The sequence below is a fragment of the Pontimonas salivibrio genome (assembly GCF_002950575.1).
Classification (GTDB): domain Bacteria; phylum Actinomycetota; class Actinomycetes; order Actinomycetales; family Microbacteriaceae; genus Pontimonas; species Pontimonas salivibrio.
In genome coordinates, this window is record NZ_CP026923.1 from 1,179,136 (window position 1) to 1,203,385 (window position 24,250).

Genomic DNA, 24,250 nt, shown 5'->3' on the forward strand with positions numbered 1-24,250 from the left:
GATCAGCTGGAATAGGCACTGTTTTCGTGCACGTAGTCGTGGGTCAGGTCATTTGTCCAAATGCTGGCGCTGTGGCCACCGGCTTTCAGGTCAATGAGAATGTGGGTCTCCCGGGGGCTCAAATCCACCGCGCTGCGGGGTTGATCGGGCATCCCCGCACTGGCTACACGAACACCATTGATCGACACATCTGTCGCATCAACAACAAAATCAGCTTCGGCTGTTCCCATTGCCGCCAAAATGCGACCCCAATTGGGGTCGCCACCAAAGATGGCCGCTTTGAACAGGTTGCTCCTCGCCACCGCACGACCCACCGCCACAGCATCTGCTTCCGAGGCAGCACCAATCACTTCAATCGTGATGTCGTGACTAGCGCCCTCAGCATCCCGTTGGAGCTGTTGGGCGAGATCAACACACACCTCCAGAAGCAGATCCTCAAAGGTTGACGACTCTGGTGCTACACCACTTGCTCCAGAAACCATGAGGGTCACTTGGTCGTTTGTGGACATGCACCCGTCAGAATCGAGGCGGTCAACACTGGCCGCAGTGGCGGCCCGGAGGGCCGCATCAGCCGTGTCGCCATCCACCTTGGCGTCGGTGGTGATGACCACCAGCATCGTGGCGAGGCCAGGTGCCAACATCCCAGCACCTTTCGCCATCGCCCCGATGCGCCAACCATCACGTTCTTTTTCCACCGTTTTCACCACCGTGTCAGTGGTCATAATCGCTTGAGCAGATTGTTTTCCTGCCTCCGGTGAGTCATCGAGGTGCGAAATGGCCACCTCGATGCCCTGGATGACGGCCCCGGCTGGCAGTGGCTCACCAATAAGTCCAGTCGAACACACCAGCACATCTGATGCACTCACGTCGAAGCCCTCGACAACACTCAGAGTCTCGGCGGTGTGTTCTGCCGAGCGATGGGTCAATGCGAACCCTTCCGGCCCGGTGAAACAGTTTGCCCCACCAGAGTTCAACACAATCGCTTTGGCCTGGCGGTCATCGATAGCTGCCATCGACCAGCGAATGGGATGGGCTTTGGCGCGATTGCTGGTGAAGACGGCCGCTGCGTCGAATGTGGGTCCATCGTTCACCACCACGGTCAAATCCACACCGCCTCTCGCGGCGAGCCCCGCGGCAACAGATCCGGCTCGAAACCCTTTGGGGTAGGTGACACTCACGGGGCCACCCCGTTTGACTCAAGCCCGGCCGTTTCTTCCAGACCCAGAGCAATGTTGAGAGATTGCACGGCCGCACCGGCCGTGCCCTTATACAGATTGTCGATAGCGCTCACCACGGTGACTCTCTGGGTGGCGGGGTCAAGCCCAATACCTAAGGCCACCGTGTTGGAGCCGAGGACACTGCCGGTGCCAGGGAGCTCCCCGTCAGGCAGAACGTCGATGAACGCTTCGCTGCCATATGACTGAACTAGCGTGTCATGCAGTGTTTTTCCAGTATTTCCGGGGGCGACCCGGGCGGTGTTCACCGCGAGAATACCCCGGGACATGGGAACCAAGACCGGTGTGAGGCTCACGCTCATGCCCTCGCTGACGCCAGAGACCCGGGCATTACTAAGGTTTTGAATCACTTCTGGAATGTGGCGGTGGGAGCCCGCTACCGCGTAGGCGGCCGCTGACGATAGCCGCTCGGAGGCGAGGAGTTCCTCTTTCAGGGCGCGCCCGGCACCACTGGGTGCCACCGACAGCGTCGAGACAATATCGGCGGGCTCAATCTGGCCGGCACGAATCAGCGGCGCCAGTGCGAGGGTCACCGCAGTGGCATTGCACCCTGGTGCCACAATGCGTGTCGCGCCAGCCAGTCGTGAACGCTGGGTCTGACCATCTGCCAAGACAAGCTCGGGCATGCCATAGACCCAAGGGTCGTAGTGGGTACCGCCGTAGTAGCGCTCCCACGCCTCAGGGTCGTTGAGTCGCCGATCAGCGCCCAAATCCACCAGGGTGAGCTCCGGTCGCGCGTGAGCCAGTGTCTCTCCAAGTGCACCAGAGTGCCCGTGGGGTAGAGCCAACACGACGACGTCGTGGGCGCTCAAGACGTCGATGTCGATGCCGGAAAAGGTCTGATCACCGAGTGTGCGCAGGTGTGGGTGAACCTGGCGGACTGGACGCCCTTCGTTTCGATCGGCCGTGAGTGTCCCCAACTCGAAGTGCGGGTGTGAGGAAATCAGTCGGGCAATCTCGCCCCCGGCATAGCCGCTGGCGCCCACTACCGCGATACGAGTCATAGTCTCAGCTTAAGCCAGAGGATGAAGCAGGGTTGTGGCTACTCGCCGCGAAGGCGTGCACCGCAGAGCTCAGCGGCGCGGGCCACGCCGTGGGATTTCGCTTCCGTTGCTTCCGCCTGAGTCAACGTACGATCATCGGCGCGGAAGCGAAGGGCAAAAGTCAGCGAGCGCGTCCCCTCGGGAATCCCCTCCCCCACATACTCATCGCTCAGGACAATGTGCTCCAACAGCTCTCCCGCGCCTTCAGCAATCGCGGCCTGAACGGTCGCTGCCGGCACACTGCGATCGACCACAACAGAAATGTCTTGGGTTGCTGCCGGCATGGCCGACAACGAATCCACAGTGTGGGGGCTATTCCCGACTCGTTCGATGAGCTGTGAACCGTCAATTTCGAAGGCCGCCACCCTTCGGGGTAGGTCCCGCTCCACACACCACGTGGGCAACAACTCCCCGGCAACACCAATGGGCTGCCCGGCCACAAGAAGCGTCGCCACTCGGCCCGGGTGGAAGGCCGGATGGCTTCCTTGCTCGACCTCCAACTGTCCACCGGCAAGGGCGACCACGGTCCTCGCAGCGTCTAATGCGTCGGCAATGCTGGCGGACTCTGAGCGCTGATCCACCCCTCGGGGGCGTTGGTGTCCGATAAACACTCCACTGACCCACCACGGCTGGTGGGGTAGCGACTGGTTCATCTGGTCAATGGTGTCCTGGTCGGGACGCATTGCCCCCGGAGCAATATCTGCCGTCCCGAGGGTTTCTGGTGGGAGGAACACACTTCCCGCCTCGAACAGTGCGAGGTCTACAAGCCCGCGGGATACGTTGCGCTGCGCAATGTCGATGAGTCCCGGCAGCAGGCTGGTGCGAAGCACGGCCTTCTGGGGGTCAAGAGCGTTTGCCACCCGCACCTGGCGGTCTTCACTCACCCCACCACACCGCGCGTTATCTCCTGAATCCACAAACGGGTAGGAGAGCACTTCGGTGAGGCCAGCGTGGGCGAGCCCTTGTGTGATTCGACGCTTCGCCTGTTGAACAGGCGTCAACCCGGCACCGGAGGGTGCCGGCGGCAACACGGAGGGAATGCTGTCAAACCCGGCAATTCGGGCGACTTCTTCCACGAGGGTCGGGTAGTCCTCCAAGTCGGGGCGCCAACTGGGTGGCGTGACCTGCCAGGAGCCGACCGCCCGGGTACCGGTGGTGTCGACTTCGCAGCCAATGTCGGTGAGGATTGCCTCGATCTGGGGATGCGGGAGGGTGATACCGACCAGGGATTCCACCGAGTCGGGCTCAAACGTAATGACGGGCATTGTCGACACGGCGTCGTCGATGAGCCTGGCGCCCAATTCGCCGGGGGTTCCCCCGGCGTAAGCCACCAGGAGGTCCACGGCTCGCTGCGCAGCCGCTTCAGCGACCAGCGGGTCGACTCCGCGTTGAAAGCGTTTTGACGCTTCGCTGGGCAGTTTGTGGCGTCTCGCCGTCCTCGCAATAGACACCGGATCAAACCAGGCCGCCTCGATCAGCACATTGGTGCTGGAATCACCCAATTCAGTCTGAGCACCACCCATCACCCCTGCCATGCCAATAGGACCCGACTCGTCGGTGATGAGCAGATCTTCGGCATCCAGCGTGCGCACCTGGTCATCGAGGGTGGTGAGTTTTTCACCGGCTACTGCCCGGCGAACCGTAATTCCCCCGGTGAGTCGATCGAGGTCGTAACCGTGAAGGGGTTGGCCGTATTCCAACATCACATAGTTGGTGATATCCACCGGCAAAGAAATCGAGCGAATTCCGGCGAGCAACAGCCTGCTCTGGATAAACGGCGGTGTCGGTGCGGTCGCATCAATCCCCATCACACTCCGGGCAATAAATACCTCGCAACCGGGAACACCGCGAATGGGCGCCTGGTCGTCCACCCGAACCTCAAAACCCTGGGCCACAACCGGTGTGACGGTCGTCACGGGGTCCACAAAGTCATGGCCGGTGGCGTGGTGGTATTCGCGGGCAATACCGCGAATGGACATCGCGTAGCCACGATCGGGGGTGACATTTACCTCGACCGCGACATCATCTAAGCCCAACAACTCTTTCGCGTCGGTACCCACATCGGGGTCGAGGCCCATTTCCACAAGGCGCAAGATTCCGGCGTGATCCTCGCCGAGGCCTAATTCTTTGGCGGAGGCGATCATGCCGTCTGAGAGGTGACCGTAGGTTTTTCGGGCCGAAATCTCGAACCCACCCGGGAGTACCGCTCCGGGCAGCGACACCACCACTTTGTCGCCCACAAAGAAATTGTGTGCGCCACAGACAACGCCTCGGATTGACCCCTCGGCATCACCCGGTGCAACGCGCACCTGGCACCAGCGAATGGTTTTGCCGTTGCTCTGTGGTTCATCAACGAACTCGAGTACTTCACCCACCACGACGGGGCCGGTGACTTCGAAGCGGTGGACATCTTCTTCTTCAAGTCCCACCGACACCAAGGCGTCGTGGAGTGATTCGGCACTGAGCGGCGTGGGGCTCGTGACGTATTCGGACAGCCAAGACAGCGGGATGCGCATTTAGACCACCATCCCGAAGCCTTGAGAGAAGCGCACATCACCCTCGACCATGTCGCGCATGTCTTGGACGTTGTTTCTAAACATCAGGGTGCGCTCAATACCCATTCCAAACGCAAAACCTTGATATTCGTCGGGGTCGATTCCGGCTGAGGCCAGGACGTTTCGATTGACCATGCCGCAGCCACCCCATTCGATCCACCGGGCACCACCTTTAAAGCTGGGGTGCCAGATATCCATCTCCGCACTGGGTTCGGTGAAGGGGAAATAGTTGGGGCGAAGCCGCACTTTGGCTTCATCTCCAAACATTGACCGCGCAAGGTGGTCCAACGTGCCCCGGAGGTGGGCCATGGTCAAACCCCGATCGATGGCGATGCCTTCAATCTGGTGGAACACCGGTGTGTGGGTGGCGTCAAGCTCGTCGGTGCGATAAACCCGGCCGGGTGCCACCACGTAGACGGGAAGCTCGCGGCTCAAGAGTGAGCGAATTTGCACCGGCGACGTGTGCGTGCGAAGCACGAGGTGCCGATCGATCGGGTCGATGAAAAACGTGTCTTGCAGTGCCCGGGCGGGGTGATCCGCATCAAAGTTCAACGCATCGAAGTTGAACCATTCGTGCTCTAGTTCAGGCCCTTCAGCGACTTCCCACCCCATCTGGACAAACACATCCGACATGGCTTCCATCAACACACTGAGGGGGTGTCTGGCTCCGGGTAGACCTTTGGGGGCAATCGCGGTGACATCGAGAGCTTCGGCCTGGAGCCGGGCGGCTTCTGCGGCCTGCTCCACCACCACCTGTTTGGCGTCAAAAGCCTGGGCCAGTGTGGCCTTCGCCCCGCCCACAAGCTTCCCGGCGGCAGCCCGCTGATCCTGAGGAAGGTTTTTCAGTGTCGCGTGCAACCTGGTCAACACCGAGGCGTCCCCCAGGTGTTCACTTCGCACTGCCAGAAGGGCTTCGGGAGTGTCTGCCTGCTCTATCGCCTGGAGGGCAGCATCGACCGCCTGCTGGATGGCAGCTTCGTTGATTTCTTCGACCTCGGACACGAGCGCCCAGTCTACTGGGCAAGACCGCCTCGGTGAGCCCGTCACTGGCACTCGGGGCGAAGAAGAAAGCGGAGGGTTACCCCTGTGGAGAGCCAGGGTGGCCGCGCAAGGCAAACGCGGATTGGAACAGACACACGGCGGCCGCCGTGGCAAGGTTCATCGACTCGACGGGACCGTATTGGGGTACGGAGACCACACGGTCAGCGCGCTCCAGCACGTCCTGGGCGAGCCCGTGTGCTTCGTTACCAAACAGCCACGCCGTGGGGGTGGAAAGACCACCAGATTCCGCCACATCAGGCAGAGATTCACCTGAGGTGTCGGCGGCGACCACCTGCAGGCCGGCAGCGCGCAAAGCACTCTCGGCAACCGACCATTCCACATCGGTGACGAAAGGAATGTGAAAGAGGCTGCCCGTGGTGCTTCTGACAACCTTGGGGTTGTAAATATCCACCGATTCGTCGGTGACAATGACGGCGTCAGCTCCCGCAGCGACCGCCACACGAATAATGGTGCCGGCATTGCCCGGGTCACTGACCCGGTCGAGTGCGACCACCAGTCGCGGGGTTCCCTGGAGTACCTGGTCAAGCGTGAAGGGCACGATGTGGTGCACGGCGATTACCCCTTGTGGGGTGGCCGTGTCCGCCATCTGTTCAAGCACTTCGTCGGTCACAGTTTCGACCTCAATACCGGCGCCGCTAGCTAGGTCCACGAGGTCCTGGTGGCGCATAGCCGCCTGTTCCGTCATGAATACATCGATGACGTCACTTGCCCTATGGGCAAGGGCTTCCCGAACAGCCTGGGGGCCTTCCACGAGGAACATTCCCGCTTCGTGACGGCGGGATTTTTTGGCAAGCTTCGCTACCGCTCTGACGCGGGGTGAACGCGGGTTGTCAATCATGACGTCCTCAGGTTATGTCGGATAGGTGAACACCGGGCGAATAAACGCCAAGGGAGAGCTGATAGTCCATCGACACAGCGGTGGCGATAACCCAGTGCTCATCACACTGCGCTGATCACACTGTGCCGATAAAGGTGTGGGGCTCCGGGTCAAACCCGGAGCCCCACACCTTAATACCGAGTGTTGTTAGCGCTGCTCGGGCAGAGCCGCCTTTGCGACAGCGACGAGTTGGCTGAACGCTTTCTCGTCGTTGATGGCCAAATCAGCCAACATGCGGCGATCCACACCCACACCCGCGAGGTTCAGGCCTTGAATCAAACGGTTGTAGGTCATGCCGTTTTGGCGTGCCCCGGCGTTGATTCGCTGAATCCACAGCCGACGGAAGTCACCCTTGCGAGCGCGACGGTCGCGGTAGGCGTAGTTGAGCGAGTGGATGACCTGCTCTTTGGCCTTGCGGTACAGCCTGGAGCGCTGCCCGCGGTAGCCCTGGGCTTGTTCGAGGACAACCCGGCGTTTTTTGTGCGCGTTTACCGCGTTCTTAACACGTGCCATGATTCACACCTTTCCTGGTTGTCGGTCTATTTACCGAGTAGCTTCTTGATGACCTTGGCGTCTTCGGGTGCGATGACACGGTCTTTGTTGAGTCGACGGGTGAGCTTGGTTTCTTTGCGTTCCAAGTTGTGGCGCATACCCGCACCCTGCTTCATGATTTTTCCACTACCGGTCACGCGAAAACGCTTTTTCGCCCCTGAGTGGGTTTTCTGCTTAGGCATTGTGTGGCCTTTCTCCTCGTTGCCTTACTCGCTGGTGTCGCCCGAGGCCGGAGCCTCTTGGCCTTTACGTGCCTGTTGCTTCTGGTCAGCCTTTGACTTCAACGGTCCAATCACCATGACCATGTTGCGTCCGTCGATGGTGGGTGTGGATTCCACTTGCCCAAATTCGGCCACGTCTTCGGCGAAGCGCTGCAGCAGGCGCACACCCTGTTCGGGTCGCGACTGCTCGCGTCCTCGAAACAGGATCATTGCTTTGACTTTGTCGCCCTGCTTGAGGAACGATTCAGCTCTTTTGCGCTTGGTTTCGTAGTCGTGGGTGTCAATTTTGAGGCGGAAACGCACTTCTTTCAACACCGTATTGGCCTGGTTCTTGCGGGCCTCTTTGGCCTTTTGTGCGGCTTCGTACTTGAACTTGCCGTAGTCCATGATTTTCACTACGGGTGGGTTCGAGTTGGGTGAAACCTCAACCAGGTCCAAGTCGGATTCTTGGGCGAGGCGCAATGCAATGTCGACTCGCACCACTCCGACCTGTTCCCCTTCGGGCCCGACCAAGCGCACTTCGCTTGCTCGGATACGGTCGTTGATTCGTGGATCGCTGATGGGGGCTCCTTTCACACACATCAACACGTGATACCAGCGAGAGTGCGAGTGTCGTCCCCGGGGGACGTATCCCCCTGTACCCTTCACGCTGCCGGTTGCCCGACGGAGTACAACGACCCGGAAACCGTGATATTCGGTATACCTAGGTGGGAGTCTTCTCCACTTTCACTGTTACTCGGATGAGTAACGCCCTAAGGGTAGCAGGTGCACGTCCCGAGTGGGGAGTTATGCACAGGGCGCTCTCCCGACACTCCGCTCAGCACACCTTGGAAAAACACCCTTGCGCAAGTCCCAAAATGGGACTATCCTCAGTGTGTGAGGGTAATCGCAATATCAAGTCTTCGGGATTTTTGGGACCGGCACGGCGACGCAGAACAACCTCTGAGGGCATGGTTCGAAGAAGCTCGGCACGCACAGTGGGAAAGCCCCTCTGACATTAAGGCCCTCTATCGCCACGCAAGCGTATTGCAAAGCGGCCGGGTCGTATTCAACATCGCAGGAAACAAATATCGCCTGGTAGTCGCCATCGACTACCTCCTTCAAATTTGCTACATCAAGTTCGTTGGAACCCACGCAGAATATGACCAAATCGACGCGCAAACCGTCAAATGGCGGAAGTAGAAGGGACAAGAAATGTTTATCCATCCGATTCGCAACGAAACAGATCTCCACGCCGCTTTAGAAACAATTGAGGCGCTTATGGACGCCAATCCCGCACCCGGGACACCGGAGAGTGAACAGCTCGATGTTCTTGCCACTTTGGTAGAGGCATACGAAGCCAAGCACCACCCGATTAGCCCACCCGATCCTGTCGAAGCTATCCGTTTTCGGATGGAACAAAGTGGTCTAGCCGTCAGCGACCTCGCCCCACTTATCGGCAGTACCAGCCGCGTCTACGAAGTCCTCAACAAAAAACGCCCGTTAAGCATCCGGATGATTCGCAACTTGCACCGGGAGCTGGGAATACCGGCAGAAGCACTGATTGCCTGATCGCAGCCACCCTCGAACGGCGGGAACAACCGCGTTGTTGCATTCGCCAACACAAAGTGTGGTCCCGGGTGCAAAGAAAGCCCAGAAGAAGGGCCGATACTCTGGGGGAACGTCTGAAGGAGAGCAATGAGCGACGAATTAGAAGAAGCACTGTTGGATGCCGAGCGCGACATCGGCGATGTGCCGGCGGTGGAACTGATTCAAACAGTGTGTGTTCACCTGCTCTCTGCGGCAGCCGTCAAATGTGGCCTGTCGGACAATCCCAAAGAAGAAATTGACCTAGCCGAGGCGAGAAAGATCATCACCGCTTTGGCCGGCTTGATCACCGCCGCGGCACCAGAAATTGGTGACCACCACGCGCGAGTGTTACGAGACGGCCTGCGCAGCGTGCAATTGGCTTTCCGCGAAGCGTCCACCTACCCGGATGCTCCCGGCCAGGGCCCCGGCGAGAAATACACCGGTCCGGTCAACTAACCACTTGGTTTCACACCTGCCAGACGGCCCCCATAATCCTCGCGCTACTGCCGTCCAGCCCGAACAATGCGCGACACGACAACCAGGTTTTCTGACCTAGAGGGCAATAATTTCCAGGCGCATGCCGTCAACTCTCTGGTTTAACACCACTTCCCCACCCCACGCGCTCGACCATTGGCTGTGGAGTTGGGCAAGTTCCGCGTGATTCAAACCCGGCTCTAAACCCACCTCGACGATGAGGTCAGCCCCCGGTGCTGGCGGCTCACCCCAGCCGCTTCGCACGGAAAGCAGGATCCCTTTACTGCCTAACCCCCGAACAATGGCGTCGAGCACTTCGGGGTCTTCCCACGGCGGCGTGTAGGGCTGTGAGGCCACTAATGCGACCAAAGCCCCTCGGCGAAGAACACACTCGGTGGAAGTGGTCGGGTTGATGACCAACCGGGTGAGGCCTTCTTCTAGAGCCCAGGCGGCAGCGCGGAGCGCTTCCACCGGCTGTGGTCTCGCCTCTGACCGCCAATTCGCCATCGATTCCACATCAGAAAACATGAGGCCCACTGGCTGGCCGTCAGGACCTTCGACGGTAACAATCGAGAGCTCTTGTGTTTTTTCCACCACACGCCCCTCAGGAGTGTGGCCAAAATCTCCGGCTTCGGCAATGAGTGGCACGAGCACACGGCTGTCTCGAAGAGATTCGACTACTTCTGACTGCGCAGCCCCGGAGGGGTCTCTGGACCAACGATCGAGCGCTTCGGCTACACGCTCCGGCGCGCTGCCATCATCGCCCGCGAAGGGGTGTGGCCGAAATTCTCGGCCATCAAAGGGGATTCCTGCTGAGTCAGCGGCCTGCAACGTCGAGCGCTTCGGTCAACGTGAAGGCACCGGCGTAGAGGGCTTTACCCAAAATGGCTCCCTCAAGACCCAGCGGCACCAATTCGCGTAACTCGGCGATGTCATCGAGGCTGGAAATACCTCCCGAGGCAATCACCGAGTGGTCGGTGTTTTCTAATACTTGGCGAAGCAGCTCCACGTTGGGTCCACGCATGGTGCCATCCTTGGTCACATCTGTCACCACGAAACGTGCGCAGCCGCAGTCGTTTAGTCGCTCGAGCACATCAAAAAGGTTGCCGCCTTCTTGTGTCCATCCCCTGGCGGCGAGGGTTTCGCCGCGCACATCCAACCCCACCGCGATGGCATCGCCGTATTCGGCGATGACGTGGGCGGTCCATTCAGGGTTTTCTAGGGCTGCTGTACCGAGGTTTACTCGCACGGCACCGGTGGAGAGGGCGTCTTCTAACGACTCGTCGTCACGGATTCCGCCGGAGAGTTCGACGTTGAGTTTCTTCCCTACCGCTTTCACGACCTTTTTGATGGTGCCGCGGTTGGATCCGCGACCAAACGCGGCATCGAGGTCGACCAGGTGGATCCATTCGGCTCCCAGGCGGGCCCACTCTTCCGCGGCGGCGACAGCGTCGCCGTAGGCGGTTTCTGTGCCTGCTTCCCCTTGGGTGAGTCGGACGGCTTTGCCGTCAGCGACATCAACGGCGGGCAGAAGGACCAACTTGGGGGTAGAAGAAACGGCCATAGTGTGCGGATTTTTCCCTCAGTGTCGCGTCGGAAAGCGTTCAGAGTGTTCAGATGCAGCAACCGGGCCCATTTCTTCCCTTAGGGGCACAGGCCGGACTGACCCACCTACTATAGGCGCCCGAGCCAGTTGGTCAAGAGCTGGATTCCCGCATCGCCCGATTTTTCGGGGTGAAACTGTGTGGCACTGAGTGGGCCGTTTTCTACTGCGGCCACGAACCGTTGGCCGTGTTCGCTCCAACTCACCTTCGGGGCCACAAATTGTGGGCCGGGTTCAAGACTCCACTGGGTCACGCCGTAGGAGTGCACAAAGTAGAAACGCTCGTGCTCGACACCGGCAAAAAGGTCGCTGCCGCTCGCGGCATCCACGGTATTCCAGCCCATGTGCGGCAGCCGCGGAGCATCAAGTTTTTCGACTACACCGGGCCACTGCGCAAGACCCGGGGTGTCCACACCGTGTTCCACCCCGCGGTCAAACATGATCTGCAATCCCACACAAATACCCAATACGGGCCGTCCGCCCGCGAGTCGGCGTTCGATGATTTCGCCGCCACGCTTTTTACCCAGTGCCTCCATTACAGAGGCGAAAGCCCCCACTCCGGGGACCACTAAGCCGTCAGCATTCATGGCGTCTTCGCGATGGGCGCTGAGCGACACACTGGCGCCGGCCCGCTCGAGCGCTTTCACCGCAGAGTGGACATTTCCCGAGCCGTAGTCAAAGACGACGACGTGGGGTGTGGTTGCCACGACTAGAGCGCCCCTTTGGTGGAGGGAATACCCGTCACTTTGGTGTCGGGAGCAATCGCTTTGCGCAGAGCCCTGGCGAAGGCTTTAAATTCGGCCTCCGCGATGTGGTGGGGGTCTCGCCCCGCCAACACACTCACGTGCACGGTCAACATGGCGTGCATGGTGATGGCTTCGAAGACGTGGCGCACCAGAGAACCGGTGAAGTGACCCCCGATGTGGTGGTGTTCGAACCCTTCTGGTTCACCGGTGTGCACCAAGTAGGGCCTTCCGGATACGTCAACGACCGCTCTGGCCAACGCCTCATCGAGCGGCACCAGGGCATCACCAAAGCGTGAAATGCCGGCTTTATCGCCGAGTGCTTCACGCAGTGCTTGACCAAAGACAATGGCCGTGTCTTCCACGGTGTGGTGGACATCAATGTCGGTATCCCCGTGGGATTCCACGGTGAGGTCGATCAATGAGTGCTTGGACAGTGCGGTCAACATGTGGTCGAAAAAGGGCACCGTGGTAGAAATACTGTTTTCCCCGGTGCCGTCCAGGTTCAGGCTCACACTGACGGTGGATTCACTGGTCTGGCGCTGGATGCTGGCGCTTCTAGTCATTTCTCCAGTCTAGCCAGCGCGTCAACATCGCTGAGAGCCTCAAGAAAAGCGCTGGTCTCCTCGGGTGTGCCCGCACTCACCCGAAGGGTGTGTTCGATTCCGACGTCTCGCACGAGAACCCCACGCTCGAGAAGGCCCCTGAAGGTGGCGTGAGGGTCTACCACTCCCCCGAAGAGGACAAAGTTCGCCAGCGATGGCCAGACGGTGTAGCCCATTTTGGTGAGTTCCGTCACAAGGCGGTCTCGTTGCTCTCGAATTTGCTCGACGGTAGCGAGCATGGTGCTGTGGTGCGCTAGGGCAGCGGTGGCGGCTGCTTGGGTGAGGGCGGAGAGGTGATAGGGCAGTCGCACCAGTCGGAGCGCGTCGTTTACGGCTGGATCAGCAATCAGGTACCCAAGCCGTGCCCCGGCAAAGGCGAAGGCTTTGCTCATCGTGCGAGAAATCATCAGCCGCGGCCGGCCTTCTAGTAACCGCAGGGCTGAGGGGTGATCATCCGGAGCGAATTCAATGTAGGCCTCATCGACGAGCACCATCGCATCACTCGCGTCGTAGGTGGCTTCGATGGTTTCCAGAGACACGCCCGTCCCGGTGGGGTTGTTGGGGCTACACAAAAACACCACGTCGGGTTGGTGCTCTTTTACGGCAGCCACTGCGGTGGCAGGAGAGATCTCAAAATCGGCGTCGCGGGCAGCAGTGACCCACTGGGTTCCGGTGGCCTCGGCGATGATGGGGTGCATCGAGTAGGTGGGCGGGAAGCCCAACACGCTTCGCCCCGGACCACCAAAAGCCTGCAGGACGTGTTGCAACACCTCGTTGGACCCGTTTGCCGCCCAGACTGACTCGGGGGTGACCGGCGCGCTGTGCCCTTTCGCACCGTCGTTCACATAGTCGGCTAGCGCCAGGCGCAAGGCGACAAATTCGCGGTCCGGGTAGCGATTGATGTTCTCCAGTGCCCCAGAAAGTGCCTCAAGGATGCTCGCTCGCACCTCGGCGGGAACACTGTGGGTGTTTTCGTTGACGTTTAGCGTGACGGGAACGTCAATCATGGGGGCACCGTAGGGAGATTTCCCTTGAAGGTCATCTCGGATGGGCAGGTCGGAAAGTTCCACAACCCCATCGTACGGGCCGCCAGCCCCGAGGTTGGGGGTTATCGCTGCAGCCTATAAGCCGGAGGGAATAATCAGCTGTTGACCCGGCTGAAGTCCTGTTGCTGTCAGACCGTTGGCACTCAGCAGACGATCAATGACCACGCGCGGGTCTTGTTCCGGTGCGATGTCCTCTGCGATGTCCCACAGCGACTCGCCGGCGAGAACCGTGTAGAGCTCAACGGTGCCGTCTTCCGCGCCTGCTTGAGCACCCGGGGTGGCAAAGAGCAAAGACATCACCAACACGGGCAGAGAAATCAGGCCCACGAGAACGAGGCGTCCGCGCCGGGTAATACGAAGCGGCGCGCTGGCAGTCGGGGCGGGGCTAGTCAGTGTGGTGAGGGACATGGTGTTCTCCTTGTCTGGCTGTTGAGTTCCGCTCCCGATCCTCGGCCGGGAGGATCGGGAGCGAATCTCTGTTTCGAATATATGTTCGAATGCTGACGCTGTCAACTACCGAACGCAGATAATTTCACCGGGGACCACTGACATTGGCGCGACACGTTCGAAAGAATGTTTCACAAAAGTGTTCGAAACGCGCTAACCTGGTGCTTATGTTGACCCCACAGCAGCAGCGCATCCAGGCCTTTATCGAGCACAGTCTCGACTCCAGGGGGGTTCCCCCGAGCATGAGAGAGATTTGTGAGAACACCGGCCTCACATCAACCTCGAGCGTGTCCCACCAGTTGGGCCAGCTTGAGCGCGCCGGTTACATCAGGCGCCACCCCGGCACGGCGCGAACCCTCGAGGTCCTCATTCGCCTGACCCCCGAAGCCGATGCGCCAGTCGCCCCCGTCAGTTCTTTGGAAGACAACATGGTGCCAATCCCCCTGGTGGGCCGCATCGCCGCCGGTGGTCCCATCACCGCCGAACAGCACGTGGAAGAAATCGTCAGCCTGCCCACCCAGTGGGTGGGCAGCGGCAACCTGTTCATGTTGACCGTGGTCGGAGATTCGATGATTGACGCCGCCATCTGCGATGGCGACCACGTGGTCATTCGGGAACAAAAGACTGCAGAAAATGGCGAGATTGTTGCTGCTCTCCTTGACGGCGAAGCCACAGTCAAGGTCTTTAAACAGCGAGATGGCCACACCTGGCTGTTGCCCCAAAACTCAGCCTATGAACCCATCTTGGGTGATGAAGCCACCATTCTGGGCAAGGTCGTCACCGTCCTGCGTAAGGTCGACTAGGGCCTTAGCGGCACGCTGTACTCGCGACACCCTGTTGGTGGGGACACCACGGGAGTAACCTGACCACCATGTCAGGTCGTGATCTTCTCCACTCCAGTGCACAACAGCTCGCGAGCGTCCGGTCGAGTCATCCTGATGGCGCACTCAGGGTGCTCTTACCAATCGCCAGTCTGCATTCAGGTGCAGGCGATGCCCCACTGGGTTCAGACATTTTGCGCGTCGAAGCGGCGGCATCGGGCATTCGAGCGGAACTAAACGCCGCCATTCCCGAAGTGGCGAGTTGGTGGACAACCCCCACCCTGTGGCTTGGACCGAGCGCGAACGCCTCAGGCGCCCACACCCCACCCGGTGAGGCCTATCTTTCGCTGGAGGGTTTCCACCAGGTGGTCTCGGACACCATCAGCTCACTTCTTGGTTGGGCCGATCAGGTCATCGTGGTCTCCACCGCCGATGACCGCGAAGCCCTAAGCCCCATCCTTCGCTCCCTGCGCACCGCCGGAGCACACGTAGTGTGGGTCGCGATTGAACACGGCCCTGAGGCAACCTTCCAGGCGGTGGACGCGTTGAGGTTTAGCGAACCAGGCGACGACGGCTACCTGGAAGCACACTCTGAGCAGTGAGGCCGCAGGCCTCAGCCATCACAGCAACGGACTAAGACCTTGTGCCCGACTCTGTGGCCGACTGTGTGGCCGACTGGGCTGGTGCCGTGGGAGTGCTGTCATTGTCCAGGACGAAATCTTCCAGCGCGGCAAGAGCTTTCTCGTCCAGCATGACCTCCATGCTGGTGCCTGACGTGTCGTAGGAGGTCGCCAGCACGTCCCCTGTGTCGTGGACGAGGGCGACCAGGTCACCGCGGTCATAAGGAATGAGCAGGTGGCGGTGCAGGGTCGGCCGCGGGAGCACGTCGGCGATTGCCGCTTGGAGGGCGTCAATTCCCTGACCTGTGGAGGCTGAGACAAACACTGCACCGGGTTCTAACCCGCGCAGTTCCACTTCGCGGTCAAAATCGATCCGGTCGGATTTATTGAACACGATAATTTCTGGAATATCCCTCGCCCCCACATCGATAATCACCTGCCTCACGGTGTGGATTTGGGCGGCAGGGTCGGGATGAGAACCATCGACAACGTGGACGATGACGTCGGCATCGGCCACCTCTTCCAGGGTGGATCGAAACGCTTCGACCAGTTGGTGGGGCAGGGAGCGAACAAAACCGACCGTGTCGCTCAGTGTGTAGGGCCTGCCATCGGGGGTCTGGGCTTTTCTCACCGTCGGATCGAGCGTGGCAAATAGGGCGTCTTGAACCATCACGCCGGCACCGGTGAGTTGATTGAGCAGTGAGGATTTACCGGCGTTGGTGTAACCCGCGATTGCGACCGAAGCGATATTGCTTCGCTCCCGGTTTTTACGCTTTCCCGCGCGCGCAGGAGCAAAACCGGCAATTTGGCTTCGAAGCCTCGCCATGCGCTGGTTGATGCGCCTGCGGTCTAGTTCAATTTTGGTTTCACCGGGACCACGTGAGCCCATTCCGGCTCCGGCGCCACCGACTTGACCACCAGCCTGGCGGCTCATCGACGCACCCCAACCACGAAGACGTGGCAACAGATACTGCAGCTGCGCAAGCTCCACTTGGGCTTTACCCTCACGGGTTTTTGCGTGTTGACTAAAAATGTCCAAAATGACCGCTGTGCGGTCAATCACTTTCACTCCCACCACGTCTTCTAGGGCACGGCGCTGGCTGGGAGCCAGTTCAGTATCGGCCACGACGGTGTCGGCGCGGACATCGGCGACCAGGTCGGCAAGCTCTCTGGCTTTTCCACTACCCAGGTAGGTGGCGGGGTCTGGTCGATCACGCTGTTGCAAGACACCGTCAATGACCGCTGCGCCAGCTGTTTCACACAGCAGCGCTAATTCGCGCAGCGAGTTTTCGGCATCAACGATGTCCCCGTGTCGATACACCCCCACCAACACGACGTTTTCTAGTCGAAGTTGGCGGTATTCCACCTCAGTAACGTCTTCGAGTTCGGTGGAAAGCCCTCCGACACGGCGCAGACCACTTCTGGCTTCCAGGTCCAGATCGCCGGTTGTGGGATCAGCGCTCGCGTTTGCTGTGCGAGGTCGGTCTCTTTCTTCGGCACCGAGCACAGCAGAGGCACTCACCGTGTCGGACTCACCGGCGGCATCATCCGCAATGTGGAATACGGTGGCGCGGGGCGCAGAGTCTGTCATTTCGGGCGCGCGGGAGAGAATTCGATCAATGGGGTCTACCCGCTTGGACGATTCACTCATGTGCCTACAGAGTACTGCGAGCGCACCGTCCGCTCTAGGGTCGTTCGCTGTGGGCGCGAGGATGTTTTCCACGCCTCGCCCGTGAGAAGCCACCTGGTCCAACCAGGGCGGCAGTAATGCCAAGCCCGAGAAGCACACCCACCCCCGTTCCAAGACTTAAGCCGACCAGTGTGCTTCCAAGCCCTAACGCAAGAACCGGTCCGGTGGGGGCAAGTTGTGGTGCGCTGGCAGGTGGGAGCGGCGAGGTGAGGACGGTGTCAACACCGTCGGAGTCCTCCGGCTCACGCTCACCTCCCCCGCTCCCACCTGGTTCACTGCCTCCGGAGTCGTGTCCGGAGGATTCTTCGGTGTCGTCTTCTGCGCGTTCCCTCTCGAGCAGGGTGGCGATGGCGAAGTTGCCGGCGTCGACACCAAGGGGCAGCCCACTGATAGCCCCGACCAGGGTGCTGGTTCCCGCTAAGTCGTTGGTGTAAAGAGACAGGCTGTTGTCGGTTTCTCGAGCGAGTAAATACACGGTGTCATCGGCGGTGTTATCTGCCGCCACGATGGTGACTCCGGCCATGTCGCCACTGGCGCTTTGTGCGAGGGTGAGCTCAGCCGTATCGGTATCAAGCTGGTAGAGCGCGTCAGCTCCTCCGGAAATAAACGCGTAAAGGGTGTCAGCTACCGAGACGAGGGCTGAAACGTACTGATTACCCCCCCCCCCCCCCGCTAGGTCGGTGGTGCCGATTTCGGCGTAAGCACCGTCGGTGATGGACAGTGTGGACAGGTGAGCACTCACACCATCGAGGTCTGGCACGTGAGCTAAATAAAAGGTGCCGTCTTCGGTGCGATCGAGGGCGTCAAGTACTTCGTCAGGTCCGTAGTCGGATTCGATCAGTGTCGATATTCCGGTGTCGTAGTCGATGGAGGCCAACACGTTGGCGTCCATCGACTGATTGACGGCATAAAGGGTGTTGGTGGTGGGGTCCGCTTCAAGGCCGGTGACGGTGTAGCCAAAAGTGTCACCGGAAATGGTGTCCACCGCGGTGGCCACGGCGGTGTCGATGTTGAGCGAGTAGACGACCCCGTCAGAGCCGATCATCACCGCAGAGTCGTCTTCTAATTCGCTGCCTGTGGCCCAGAGTGGTGGTGCCACCACGGTGCCGGCCACGGCGATTCCCGCAGCGAGTACAACCCCCAGAGTGAGTGGGAATCGGAAAGCGAAGAAGGGCCGCCCGGAATCAGGGCGACCCTGAGGAAGCTGTGCGCCACGGGCTTTACGGGAGGCGTTTTTGTGTGGTGGCCACACACCCTCAGGGTGTAGCCCATCTGTCGTGACTCGCCATCGGGTCAACATGGCGCACAGTTAAGTAGAGACTCGAAAAAAGTTCAAGACTTTTTTTCTTCGGTTTTTTCTTTTCTTCGGTTTTTTCCGATAAAGAAGCCGATCGCGAGACTTGGACCCGCCGAGGTTACCCGGGCACGCGGTTTTTTAGCCGGCGCGAGTGGGTCACATACCCTCACACACCCCGGCCCGGGTGTCAGAGGCCACTACTACACTGGTGAAAACCACGAGAAGACGTCTCGATTTGCCCTCCACAACCGCAGGCGCCCAGAAAGAAGGCCCCAGCATGCGAGTAGCGCAATACGACCGCTACGGTCCCCCAGACGTCATCACTCTCGTCCACGAACCAGACCCAGGTGATCCGGGCCCCGACGAGGTTTCGGTCCGCGTCATCGCCGCCGGTCTGAACCCCGCAGATAGCAAAATGCGTCGAGGACACACCCCGATCGTTGATTTACCGGCTCGCATTGGACGCGAATTTTCTGGCATCGCGATTGCTGTGGGCGAAAATGTCACCCACGTCGAAGTGGGCCAAGAAGTGCTGGGCACCGGACAAGGTGTGATGGCCGACATCATCGTGTCCCCCGCCGACCTCGTCATGGCAAAGCCGGACGGGATCACATTCGATCACGCGGCAGTGTTACCCGTCGCCGCACAGACAGCGTGGGCTGCTGTGGAATCACAGCGCGTCCAACCCGGAGATGTCGTCGCCGTCAGCGCCGCAGCCGGGGGTGTCGGAGTGGTGATGTGTCAACTACTTCGGGACCTCGGAGCGGTCGTGATTGGCACGGCAAGCCCGCGCAATCACGTGTTCGTCGAAGGGATGGGCGCCATTCCCGTTGATTACCACGGTGACCTAGTGGCCACTTTGGAAGAATTCACCCCCAAAGGGCTCCACCATGTGTTCGATAACTCTGGTCACGAGATGATCGAAGCCGCTCTCCAGCTGGGTGTCCCGCGCCAAAACATCAATTCGATTTCTGGCGATGGCCCCAAATTCGGGGTTCCCACGGTCGGCCGAGTGGGCCTGAACCGGGACATCATCAACGCCCTAGGGGCGAAAATTGCCGATGGTTCCTTGATTATTCCCATTCGCACACAACCTTTCGATGAGCTCAAAAAGGCATACATCGACCTCGAGGAGGTGGGCGTCTTGGGCAAAGTCGTGGTGCGCATGGATAACACTCCTGAAGAGGACATGCCCGATCTGCCCCCGGCCTAACGACAGCTGCCAAAAAACCCAGCACATCTCGGTGTGCCGGGTTTTCCACAGAGTGACGCTTGTTGCACCAAAGGGACCCATGGCGTCACTATCGTCTCGCCATGAGAGAACCCCATTCAAGGCCGTTAGAAACGCTTGCATTCCGCATGCAGGCCCCTTACCCTGAAGCTATGCCCAATATCACCGTGAGGAATGTCCCGGCAGACGTGCACGACTCCCTCCTCGCCAAAGCTGAGACCGAAGGACTGTCGCTTCAGCGCTACCTTGTCATGGTGCTGACCGAGCACGCCAGTCGCCGCAGCAACGCGGAAATTCTGGCCGAACACCAACGAGTCATGCGCGAGCACTATGCGGAGATAGGCACGACTCGGCCCACGTCAGACGACATCCGCAAGGTGATTGACGAATCAACCAAAGAGCGCGACCGGCGAGGCGAGCGGCAACGGTGAGCCACCGCGCGATCGTGTTAGACGCGTCTGCCTACATCGAGTTGGCCGTTGGCTCACTGTCGGAGAAGTCAAAGGCTCACCAGTTGGTCATGTCCGCTGAATTACACGTCCCCGAACATTTCCGTGTGGAAGCGGCGCATTCGCTGAAAAACCTCATGCGCCGACGAGAATACGAGAAGGTCGCCGAACACGCCTTCTTCACGGTGGTGGAATTGAACCTTATGGTGGTCCCCTTCGCGCAAATCGCTGAGCAAACATGGACTCACCGCCACCACCTGTCGCTCTACGATGCGTCATATTTGGCATCCGCGATCGAGCGGGGCCTTCCCTTGGTGACCGCTGACCGAGTGCTCACCGACATAGCTAGGCAGTACTGCGAAGTGATTACGCCGGAGGACTAGGTTCACAGCCTGCCGGGCACGTGGGGCGAGTCTCCCCCACTGGCCACAGCAAGTACTGTCCCGCACCGAGCAAAGTGGCTCCGGTTACACTGATGCCATGGACCGGATAGTCGGAATGCGCGAAGCGAAAACCCAACTGTCTTCTCTTGTGACAGCCGCTCTCGCCGGCGATGACGTCGTGTTGTCGCGATCCGGTGTATCCGTGGCGCGAATTGTGCCCCTCGAAAGCCCGCAGGAGCAGAGCATTTTCGGCATCGCCGCAGGCAAAATTCCTGACATGACCGACGCTCAGTGGGAAGAATCCGACCGGGCTCTTACCGCCCAATTTGGTCGATAAAGCCCAGACGCACCCTCTCGTCACGGAACCACAGCACAGCGTCGGTGGTGTCCAGTGCGGGACATGTTGGCAGACTGGCACTCGAGTCCAGTAGCACTTCTGGGCCCTCGACCGGTTCTTACCGGTAGCTATAAGTCCACGCCAGGGCTCACAACCGACACACCGTGATCCCGGCACGCGACGGCCAGGCGCTTGTCGTAGGTGACCAACGCTCTGAGGAACGGTAGCTTTCCCAGAGCGGTTGCGAGATGAATCGCATCGAGAGTGCGCATCGCGGCAGGTGCAAGATATGCCGCTATCTCAAGTATCGATCGGTCGACTTCGACGAAGTTGATTCTGTCAATCACTCCGCGGGCCGCAATGGTCGCATCGGGTCCGTGCGGGTGACACGCGCGCAGAATTTCGGTGACCAAAAGCGAACTCGACAGTAAATCGCCCTCGGTGGCGCCCATCCAGCCGCGAAGCGCATCCGATTCCGGCTCGCTCATGGCCAACTTCACTGCCGCCGACGTGTCGAGGTAGACCAGGCTCATCTCTCGTCTTGCCGCAAGCGCTGAAGGGTCTCGGAGGCACTCTCGCCGTCTCCCTGTGGAACCAAATCATTGGTCAGAAGATCGCGCCAGTCTTCCTTGGCGGGAGTGACGTCACCCACCGCAACGGCCTCTTCTAAAGACCGTGGCTCACCCATGGGTGAAATGCGCGCTATCGGTTTACCAAATTCAGTGACCACCAGGATTTCCCCCCGTTTGATTCGTTCCATGACGCGGGAGACATTTTGACCTAGTTGACGCAGTCCAACGTGATTGTTATCCACAGTTCTACAGTGTAGGACACTGCCTAGCTCGGGATACGGCGCGCAGGAGAAGATTCCGCCCGCTGATGACCAGCTTCACCGCCGCCGAGGTGTCGAGATAAAACCCCGTCATCTTTCGTCGCGTCGCATTCGCTCCAGAGTCTCCGACAGCAATTCCCCATCGCCCGAGGGAAGGGGCTCCCGGGCGAGAAATTCTGCTAAATCGGCCGACGCGGGTGTGATCTGACCCATTTCGACGGCTTCTTCAAGGGTTTGGGGCTCACGCACCGGAGAGATCTTTGCAATCGGTTTACCAAATTCAGTGACCACCAGGATTTCCCCCCGTTTGACTCGTTCCATGACGCGGGAGACATTTTGACCTAGTTGACGCAGCCCAACGTGAGTGTTATCCACAGTTCTACAGTGTAGGACACTGTGGCGCTTGCGGCACGGTTACTTTTACAGCACCCAGACCTGTGCACCGCGTTGAGGGCAGAAAATACATGGGCGGTTCAATAATCGGCGCTCCACCAGTGAGCCCTGAGTGTGTGTTTGTCGATTACAGAAGGTCCAGGTGAACCCGGACTTCCCATTCGATGTGCTCCAGTAACCCTGTGGGCACTCGATTCGAGGTGGGCTGGAGCCGTGAAATGTCCACCGCGCGGATTTGTTCGACTTGGACGGCGCTATCGCGCGGTAGCCCTGACTGTGTGGCCGTGAGTACCAAGTGAGAATGGACGGCTCGCTGCAGGTTAGTCGTCAGCGGAATCACGTTGATGACCCCACGGCCGAGCGACGGCGCGACACGATTTGCTGAATTGTTCGAGATGACCACACAAGGCCTCCTGGTGCTGGCTTCAGAGCCTGTGGGTTCGCCTAGATCAACCCAGGCAATGTGACCGCGTTGTGGACCTACCACGATTGCTTTTCATCGGCTAGACCATCGGAGACGACGGCATCCCAGGCCGGGTCACTTTCACTAAAGGCGCGCTCGTAACTCGCTTCGAGCTCTTTTTTCCGCCACAGCTTGATCGCGGCACTAAATGCCTGCGACCGCGAGGGGTAGCGTCCCGCGGCCACTGCCCTGTCGACAAAAGCCACTTCATCGTCGGGAATGTTCACACTAATCTTCATACTTATCAGAATACCTGCCATTTGCCCACTCTGCCCGATTAGATCGGCTGCTTCGGTTGATGTGATGCCCCCTGAGAACAAAGACTCTGTGAACAAAGACATGGTGATGTCCCGTTCGGGACAACGCACCACACCCGCAGCACTCCACACCCGCACCACTCCACACCCGCACTCAGCGGTTCTTTAGACACACCTCATATCGTGAGCATCACACAGTCTTTGAAAGGTCGTGAGTGACATTTTCACCAAATGGGTTCCCTCAGTAACCGTCGCAGGAGTAATCGCCGCCGGAGCAATCGCCCTGCCCATGCAAGCCAGTGCAGTGGACTTGCCCGAGCGCAGTGTCGCCGAATTGTTGGCGGCGATGGACGAGAGCGTGGAGGGTTTTTCGGGAAGCGTCACCAAAACGTCCAACCTGGGCCTCCCCGAGTTGGAAATGTCTCAAATGATGAGTGAAGAGATGATTGCGGACATGGAAGAGCGGATGCCGGAAGGCTTCGAAGACTTCGTCCCACAACTGGTGGAACAAAACCCCCTGACCGACGCCATTTCTTTCCTCGCCGGCTCCGACACCATCCGTGTCTACGCGTCAGAAGAAGGCTTCCGCGCACAAATCCTGGACCCCATGAGCCAACGCGACGTCATTGTCAACAAAGACGCCTTCTACTCTTACAACGCCAAGACCAACACTGTGCTGACCAGAAGCATCGATGGGGAAGTTGATAAGCCCAGCCTTGATGAGCTAAACAGCGAAATCGAGTTGGATCTAACCAACCCCGACGAACTGGCCAGCGCCCTGCTAGAAGAAGCAGAGGGTAAAGCCACAATCACCGTAGGCGCCGATCACCGTGTGGCAGGCCAAGATGCCTACCGCCTAGTGGTGACACCTGTATCGGAGGTCAGCTTGGTTGAGCGCATTGATATCTCTGTCGATGCCAACACCGGCCTGGGCCTGGGAGTTCAGGTGTATTCCACAGAGCAGTCAGACGTCGCGTTCTCGGTCGCCTTCGACACCATCTCTTACGACACACCAGAAGCGTCGATCTTTGCCTTTAGCCCCCCACCGGGAGCAACCGTAGAAACTCTGGAGTTTCCCACCGAGGTGGAAAGTACTCTCACCGAGTTGCAGCGAGAAGACTTAAGCGACACCGAGAAAGAAGCACTGCTCGAGTCGCTGAAAGCTGACATGCAAGCAGAATTCGCCCCCGGTGTGACCGCAGACACTCTCGGTGAAGGCTTCGACACGGTACTCACCATGAACCAGCTGCCCGAGGCATTCCCGCTGGAGATGCTGGAAAACGACATCCTCGCGGACTTCACCACTGAGGTCGATGGCGGAACGGTGTTTGGCACTCCGCTCAGCAACACACTTCTGACCGACGCCGGTGAGGTTTACACCGGAGCGGTGAGTGTGGAGTACTTGCTCGAGCTCGCTTCCAACTAGGTGACCACCAGCACAACAG

31 protein-coding genes are annotated in these 24,250 nt (G+C 59.5%); 10 read left to right on the forward strand and 21 right to left on the reverse strand.

The features are described 5' to 3' along the window. Positions 1-2: 2 nt before the first annotated feature. The 8 genes from argJ to infC all read right to left on the reverse strand — a co-directional run bounded on the left by argJ (position 3) and on the right by infC (position 8,127). Entirely contained in the window at positions 3-1,178 is a 1,176-nt protein-coding gene (gene argJ / locus C3B54_RS05920; RefSeq protein ID WP_104913672.1) for a bifunctional glutamate N-acetyltransferase/amino-acid acetyltransferase ArgJ, read from the reverse strand. Then, a complete protein-coding gene (argC, locus tag C3B54_RS05925; protein WP_104913673.1) occupies positions 1,175-2,239 on the reverse strand; it encodes an N-acetyl-gamma-glutamyl-phosphate reductase in 1,065 nt (354 codons plus the stop codon). The genes argJ and argC overlap by 4 nt, the downstream gene beginning before the upstream one ends. Positions 2,240-2,277: 38 nt before the next feature. Then, on the reverse strand, positions 2,278-4,794 hold the full coding sequence (gene pheT, locus C3B54_RS05930) for a phenylalanine--tRNA ligase subunit beta (RefSeq protein WP_104913674.1): 2,517 nt from the start codon (positions 4,792-4,794) through the stop codon (positions 2,278-2,280). Further along, positions 4,795-5,835 (reverse strand): phenylalanine--tRNA ligase subunit alpha, encoded by a 1,041-nt coding sequence (pheS, locus tag C3B54_RS05935; protein ID WP_104913675.1) that lies wholly within the window; start codon positions 5,833-5,835, stop codon positions 4,795-4,797. Between the two features lie 76 nt (positions 5,836-5,911). Next, the gene (locus tag C3B54_RS05940) at positions 5,912-6,733 is read right to left on the reverse strand and encodes a TrmH family RNA methyltransferase (protein WP_104913676.1); all 822 of its coding nucleotides are present in this window, start codon (positions 6,731-6,733) and stop codon (positions 5,912-5,914) included. Positions 6,734-6,919: 186 nt separating this feature from the next. Continuing rightward, positions 6,920-7,285, reverse strand: coding sequence for a 50S ribosomal protein L20 (gene rplT / locus C3B54_RS05945; RefSeq protein ID WP_104913677.1), 366 nt, complete (start codon positions 7,283-7,285; stop codon positions 6,920-6,922). A gap of 26 nt (positions 7,286-7,311) precedes the next feature. Further along, positions 7,312-7,506 carry a 50S ribosomal protein L35 gene (rpmI, locus tag C3B54_RS05950; protein WP_104913678.1) on the reverse strand — a complete coding sequence of 65 codons (195 nt, stop codon included), beginning with the start codon at positions 7,504-7,506 and terminating at the stop codon, positions 7,312-7,314. Positions 7,507-7,530: 24 nt separating this feature from the next. Further along, positions 7,531-8,127 carry a translation initiation factor IF-3 gene (gene infC / locus C3B54_RS05955; RefSeq protein ID WP_104914301.1) on the reverse strand — a complete coding sequence of 199 codons (597 nt, stop codon included), beginning with the start codon at positions 8,125-8,127 and terminating at the stop codon, positions 7,531-7,533. A 294-nt stretch (positions 8,128-8,421) separates the two neighbouring features. On the opposite strand from infC, the gene C3B54_RS05960 reads away from it, so the two are divergent. From C3B54_RS05960 to C3B54_RS05970, 3 genes are all read left to right on the forward strand, one after another. After that, complete coding sequence (locus C3B54_RS05960) at positions 8,422-8,727, forward strand: type II toxin-antitoxin system HigB family toxin (protein WP_104913679.1); 306 nt, start codon at positions 8,422-8,424, stop codon at positions 8,725-8,727. Between the two features lie 12 nt (positions 8,728-8,739). Next, positions 8,740-9,096: a helix-turn-helix domain-containing protein gene (locus C3B54_RS05965; protein ID WP_104913680.1), complete on the forward strand. Its 357-nt coding sequence runs from the start codon at positions 8,740-8,742 to the stop codon at positions 9,094-9,096. Between the two features lie 126 nt (positions 9,097-9,222). Further along, positions 9,223-9,570 (forward strand): DUF1844 domain-containing protein, encoded by a 348-nt coding sequence (locus tag C3B54_RS05970; protein ID WP_104913681.1) that lies wholly within the window; start codon positions 9,223-9,225, stop codon positions 9,568-9,570. A 96-nt stretch (positions 9,571-9,666) separates the two neighbouring features. Here C3B54_RS05970 and C3B54_RS05975 read toward each other — a convergent pair whose 3' ends face one another. From C3B54_RS05975 to C3B54_RS06000, 6 genes are all read right to left on the reverse strand, one after another. Further along, positions 9,667-10,419: an SseB family protein gene (locus tag C3B54_RS05975; RefSeq protein ID WP_104913682.1), complete on the reverse strand. Its 753-nt coding sequence runs from the start codon at positions 10,417-10,419 to the stop codon at positions 9,667-9,669. Continuing rightward, complete coding sequence (gene priA / locus C3B54_RS05980; protein WP_104913683.1) at positions 10,406-11,152, reverse strand: bifunctional 1-(5-phosphoribosyl)-5-((5-phosphoribosylamino)methylideneamino)imidazole-4-carboxamide isomerase/phosphoribosylanthranilate isomerase PriA; 747 nt, start codon at positions 11,150-11,152, stop codon at positions 10,406-10,408. The genes C3B54_RS05975 and priA overlap by 14 nt, the downstream gene beginning before the upstream one ends. A gap of 110 nt (positions 11,153-11,262) precedes the next feature. After that, positions 11,263-11,898, reverse strand: coding sequence for an imidazole glycerol phosphate synthase subunit HisH (hisH, locus tag C3B54_RS05985; protein ID WP_104913684.1), 636 nt, complete (start codon positions 11,896-11,898; stop codon positions 11,263-11,265). A 2-nt stretch (positions 11,899-11,900) separates the two neighbouring features. Further along, positions 11,901-12,500 carry an imidazoleglycerol-phosphate dehydratase HisB gene (gene hisB, locus C3B54_RS05990; protein WP_104913685.1) on the reverse strand — a complete coding sequence of 200 codons (600 nt, stop codon included), beginning with the start codon at positions 12,498-12,500 and terminating at the stop codon, positions 11,901-11,903. Next, positions 12,497-13,609, reverse strand: coding sequence for a histidinol-phosphate transaminase (locus C3B54_RS05995; protein WP_170006132.1), 1,113 nt, complete (start codon positions 13,607-13,609; stop codon positions 12,497-12,499). Before C3B54_RS05995 ends, hisB begins: the two co-directional genes overlap by 4 nt. Before the next feature lie 51 nt (positions 13,610-13,660). Further along, positions 13,661-13,993 (reverse strand): LysM peptidoglycan-binding domain-containing protein, encoded by a 333-nt coding sequence (locus tag C3B54_RS06000; RefSeq protein ID WP_104913687.1) that lies wholly within the window; start codon positions 13,991-13,993, stop codon positions 13,661-13,663. A 206-nt stretch (positions 13,994-14,199) separates the two neighbouring features. Here C3B54_RS06000 and lexA point away from each other — a divergent pair, with 206 nt between their 5' ends. Beyond that, positions 14,200-14,835 carry a transcriptional repressor LexA gene (gene lexA, locus C3B54_RS06005; RefSeq protein ID WP_104913688.1) on the forward strand — a complete coding sequence of 212 codons (636 nt, stop codon included), beginning with the start codon at positions 14,200-14,202 and terminating at the stop codon, positions 14,833-14,835. A gap of 68 nt (positions 14,836-14,903) precedes the next feature. Then, positions 14,904-15,455 (forward strand): creatininase family protein, encoded by a 552-nt coding sequence (locus tag C3B54_RS06010; protein WP_104913689.1) that lies wholly within the window; start codon positions 14,904-14,906, stop codon positions 15,453-15,455. A 31-nt stretch (positions 15,456-15,486) separates the two neighbouring features. Here the strand turns inward: C3B54_RS06010 and hflX are convergent, their stop codons facing one another. Both hflX and C3B54_RS06020 read right to left on the reverse strand, forming a co-directional pair. Continuing rightward, a complete protein-coding gene (gene hflX / locus C3B54_RS06015) occupies positions 15,487-17,124 on the reverse strand; it encodes a GTPase HflX (RefSeq protein ID WP_245867833.1) in 1,638 nt (545 codons plus the stop codon). 34 nt (positions 17,125-17,158) lie between these two features. Beyond that, entirely contained in the window at positions 17,159-18,463 is a 1,305-nt protein-coding gene (locus C3B54_RS06020) for a hypothetical protein (protein WP_158665563.1), read from the reverse strand. A gap of 181 nt (positions 18,464-18,644) precedes the next feature. Between C3B54_RS06020 and C3B54_RS06025 the strand changes: the two genes are divergently transcribed. From C3B54_RS06025 to C3B54_RS06040, 4 genes are all read left to right on the forward strand, one after another. Next, the gene (locus C3B54_RS06025) at positions 18,645-19,673 is read left to right on the forward strand and encodes an NADP-dependent oxidoreductase (RefSeq protein WP_158665564.1); all 1,029 of its coding nucleotides are present in this window, start codon (positions 18,645-18,647) and stop codon (positions 19,671-19,673) included. A gap of 170 nt (positions 19,674-19,843) precedes the next feature. After that, positions 19,844-20,122, forward strand: coding sequence for a FitA-like ribbon-helix-helix domain-containing protein (locus C3B54_RS06030; RefSeq protein ID WP_104913692.1), 279 nt, complete (start codon positions 19,844-19,846; stop codon positions 20,120-20,122). Then, entirely contained in the window at positions 20,119-20,523 is a 405-nt protein-coding gene (locus C3B54_RS06035; protein WP_158665565.1) for a type II toxin-antitoxin system VapC family toxin, read from the forward strand. Before C3B54_RS06030 ends, C3B54_RS06035 begins: the two co-directional genes overlap by 4 nt. A 97-nt stretch (positions 20,524-20,620) precedes the next feature. Further along, on the forward strand, positions 20,621-20,860 hold the full coding sequence (locus C3B54_RS06040) for a type II toxin-antitoxin system Phd/YefM family antitoxin (protein ID WP_104913694.1): 240 nt from the start codon (positions 20,621-20,623) through the stop codon (positions 20,858-20,860). 128 nt (positions 20,861-20,988) lie between these two features. Here C3B54_RS06040 and C3B54_RS06045 read toward each other — a convergent pair whose 3' ends face one another. The 5 genes from C3B54_RS06045 to C3B54_RS08785 all read right to left on the reverse strand — a co-directional run bounded on the left by C3B54_RS06045 (position 20,989) and on the right by C3B54_RS08785 (position 22,808). Beyond that, complete coding sequence (locus C3B54_RS06045; RefSeq protein ID WP_104913695.1) at positions 20,989-21,393, reverse strand: type II toxin-antitoxin system VapC family toxin; 405 nt, start codon at positions 21,391-21,393, stop codon at positions 20,989-20,991. After that, entirely contained in the window at positions 21,390-21,674 is a 285-nt protein-coding gene (locus C3B54_RS06050; RefSeq protein ID WP_104913696.1) for a type II toxin-antitoxin system Phd/YefM family antitoxin, read from the reverse strand. The genes C3B54_RS06045 and C3B54_RS06050 overlap by 4 nt, the downstream gene beginning before the upstream one ends. A gap of 108 nt (positions 21,675-21,782) precedes the next feature. Further along, the gene (locus C3B54_RS06055) at positions 21,783-22,067 is read right to left on the reverse strand and encodes a type II toxin-antitoxin system Phd/YefM family antitoxin (RefSeq protein ID WP_104913697.1); all 285 of its coding nucleotides are present in this window, start codon (positions 22,065-22,067) and stop codon (positions 21,783-21,785) included. A gap of 145 nt (positions 22,068-22,212) precedes the next feature. Then, a complete protein-coding gene (locus C3B54_RS06060; RefSeq protein ID WP_158665566.1) occupies positions 22,213-22,572 on the reverse strand; it encodes a type II toxin-antitoxin system PemK/MazF family toxin in 360 nt (119 codons plus the stop codon). After that, positions 22,566-22,808: a ribbon-helix-helix domain-containing protein gene (locus C3B54_RS08785; protein ID WP_158665567.1), complete on the reverse strand. Its 243-nt coding sequence runs from the start codon at positions 22,806-22,808 to the stop codon at positions 22,566-22,568. The genes C3B54_RS06060 and C3B54_RS08785 overlap by 7 nt, the downstream gene beginning before the upstream one ends. A 208-nt stretch (positions 22,809-23,016) precedes the next feature. On the opposite strand from C3B54_RS08785, the gene C3B54_RS06070 reads away from it, so the two are divergent. Further along, positions 23,017-24,231, forward strand: a complete 1,215-nt coding sequence (locus C3B54_RS06070; protein WP_104913700.1) for a LolA family protein — start codon at positions 23,017-23,019, stop codon at positions 24,229-24,231. Positions 24,232-24,250 lie beyond the last annotated feature (19 nt).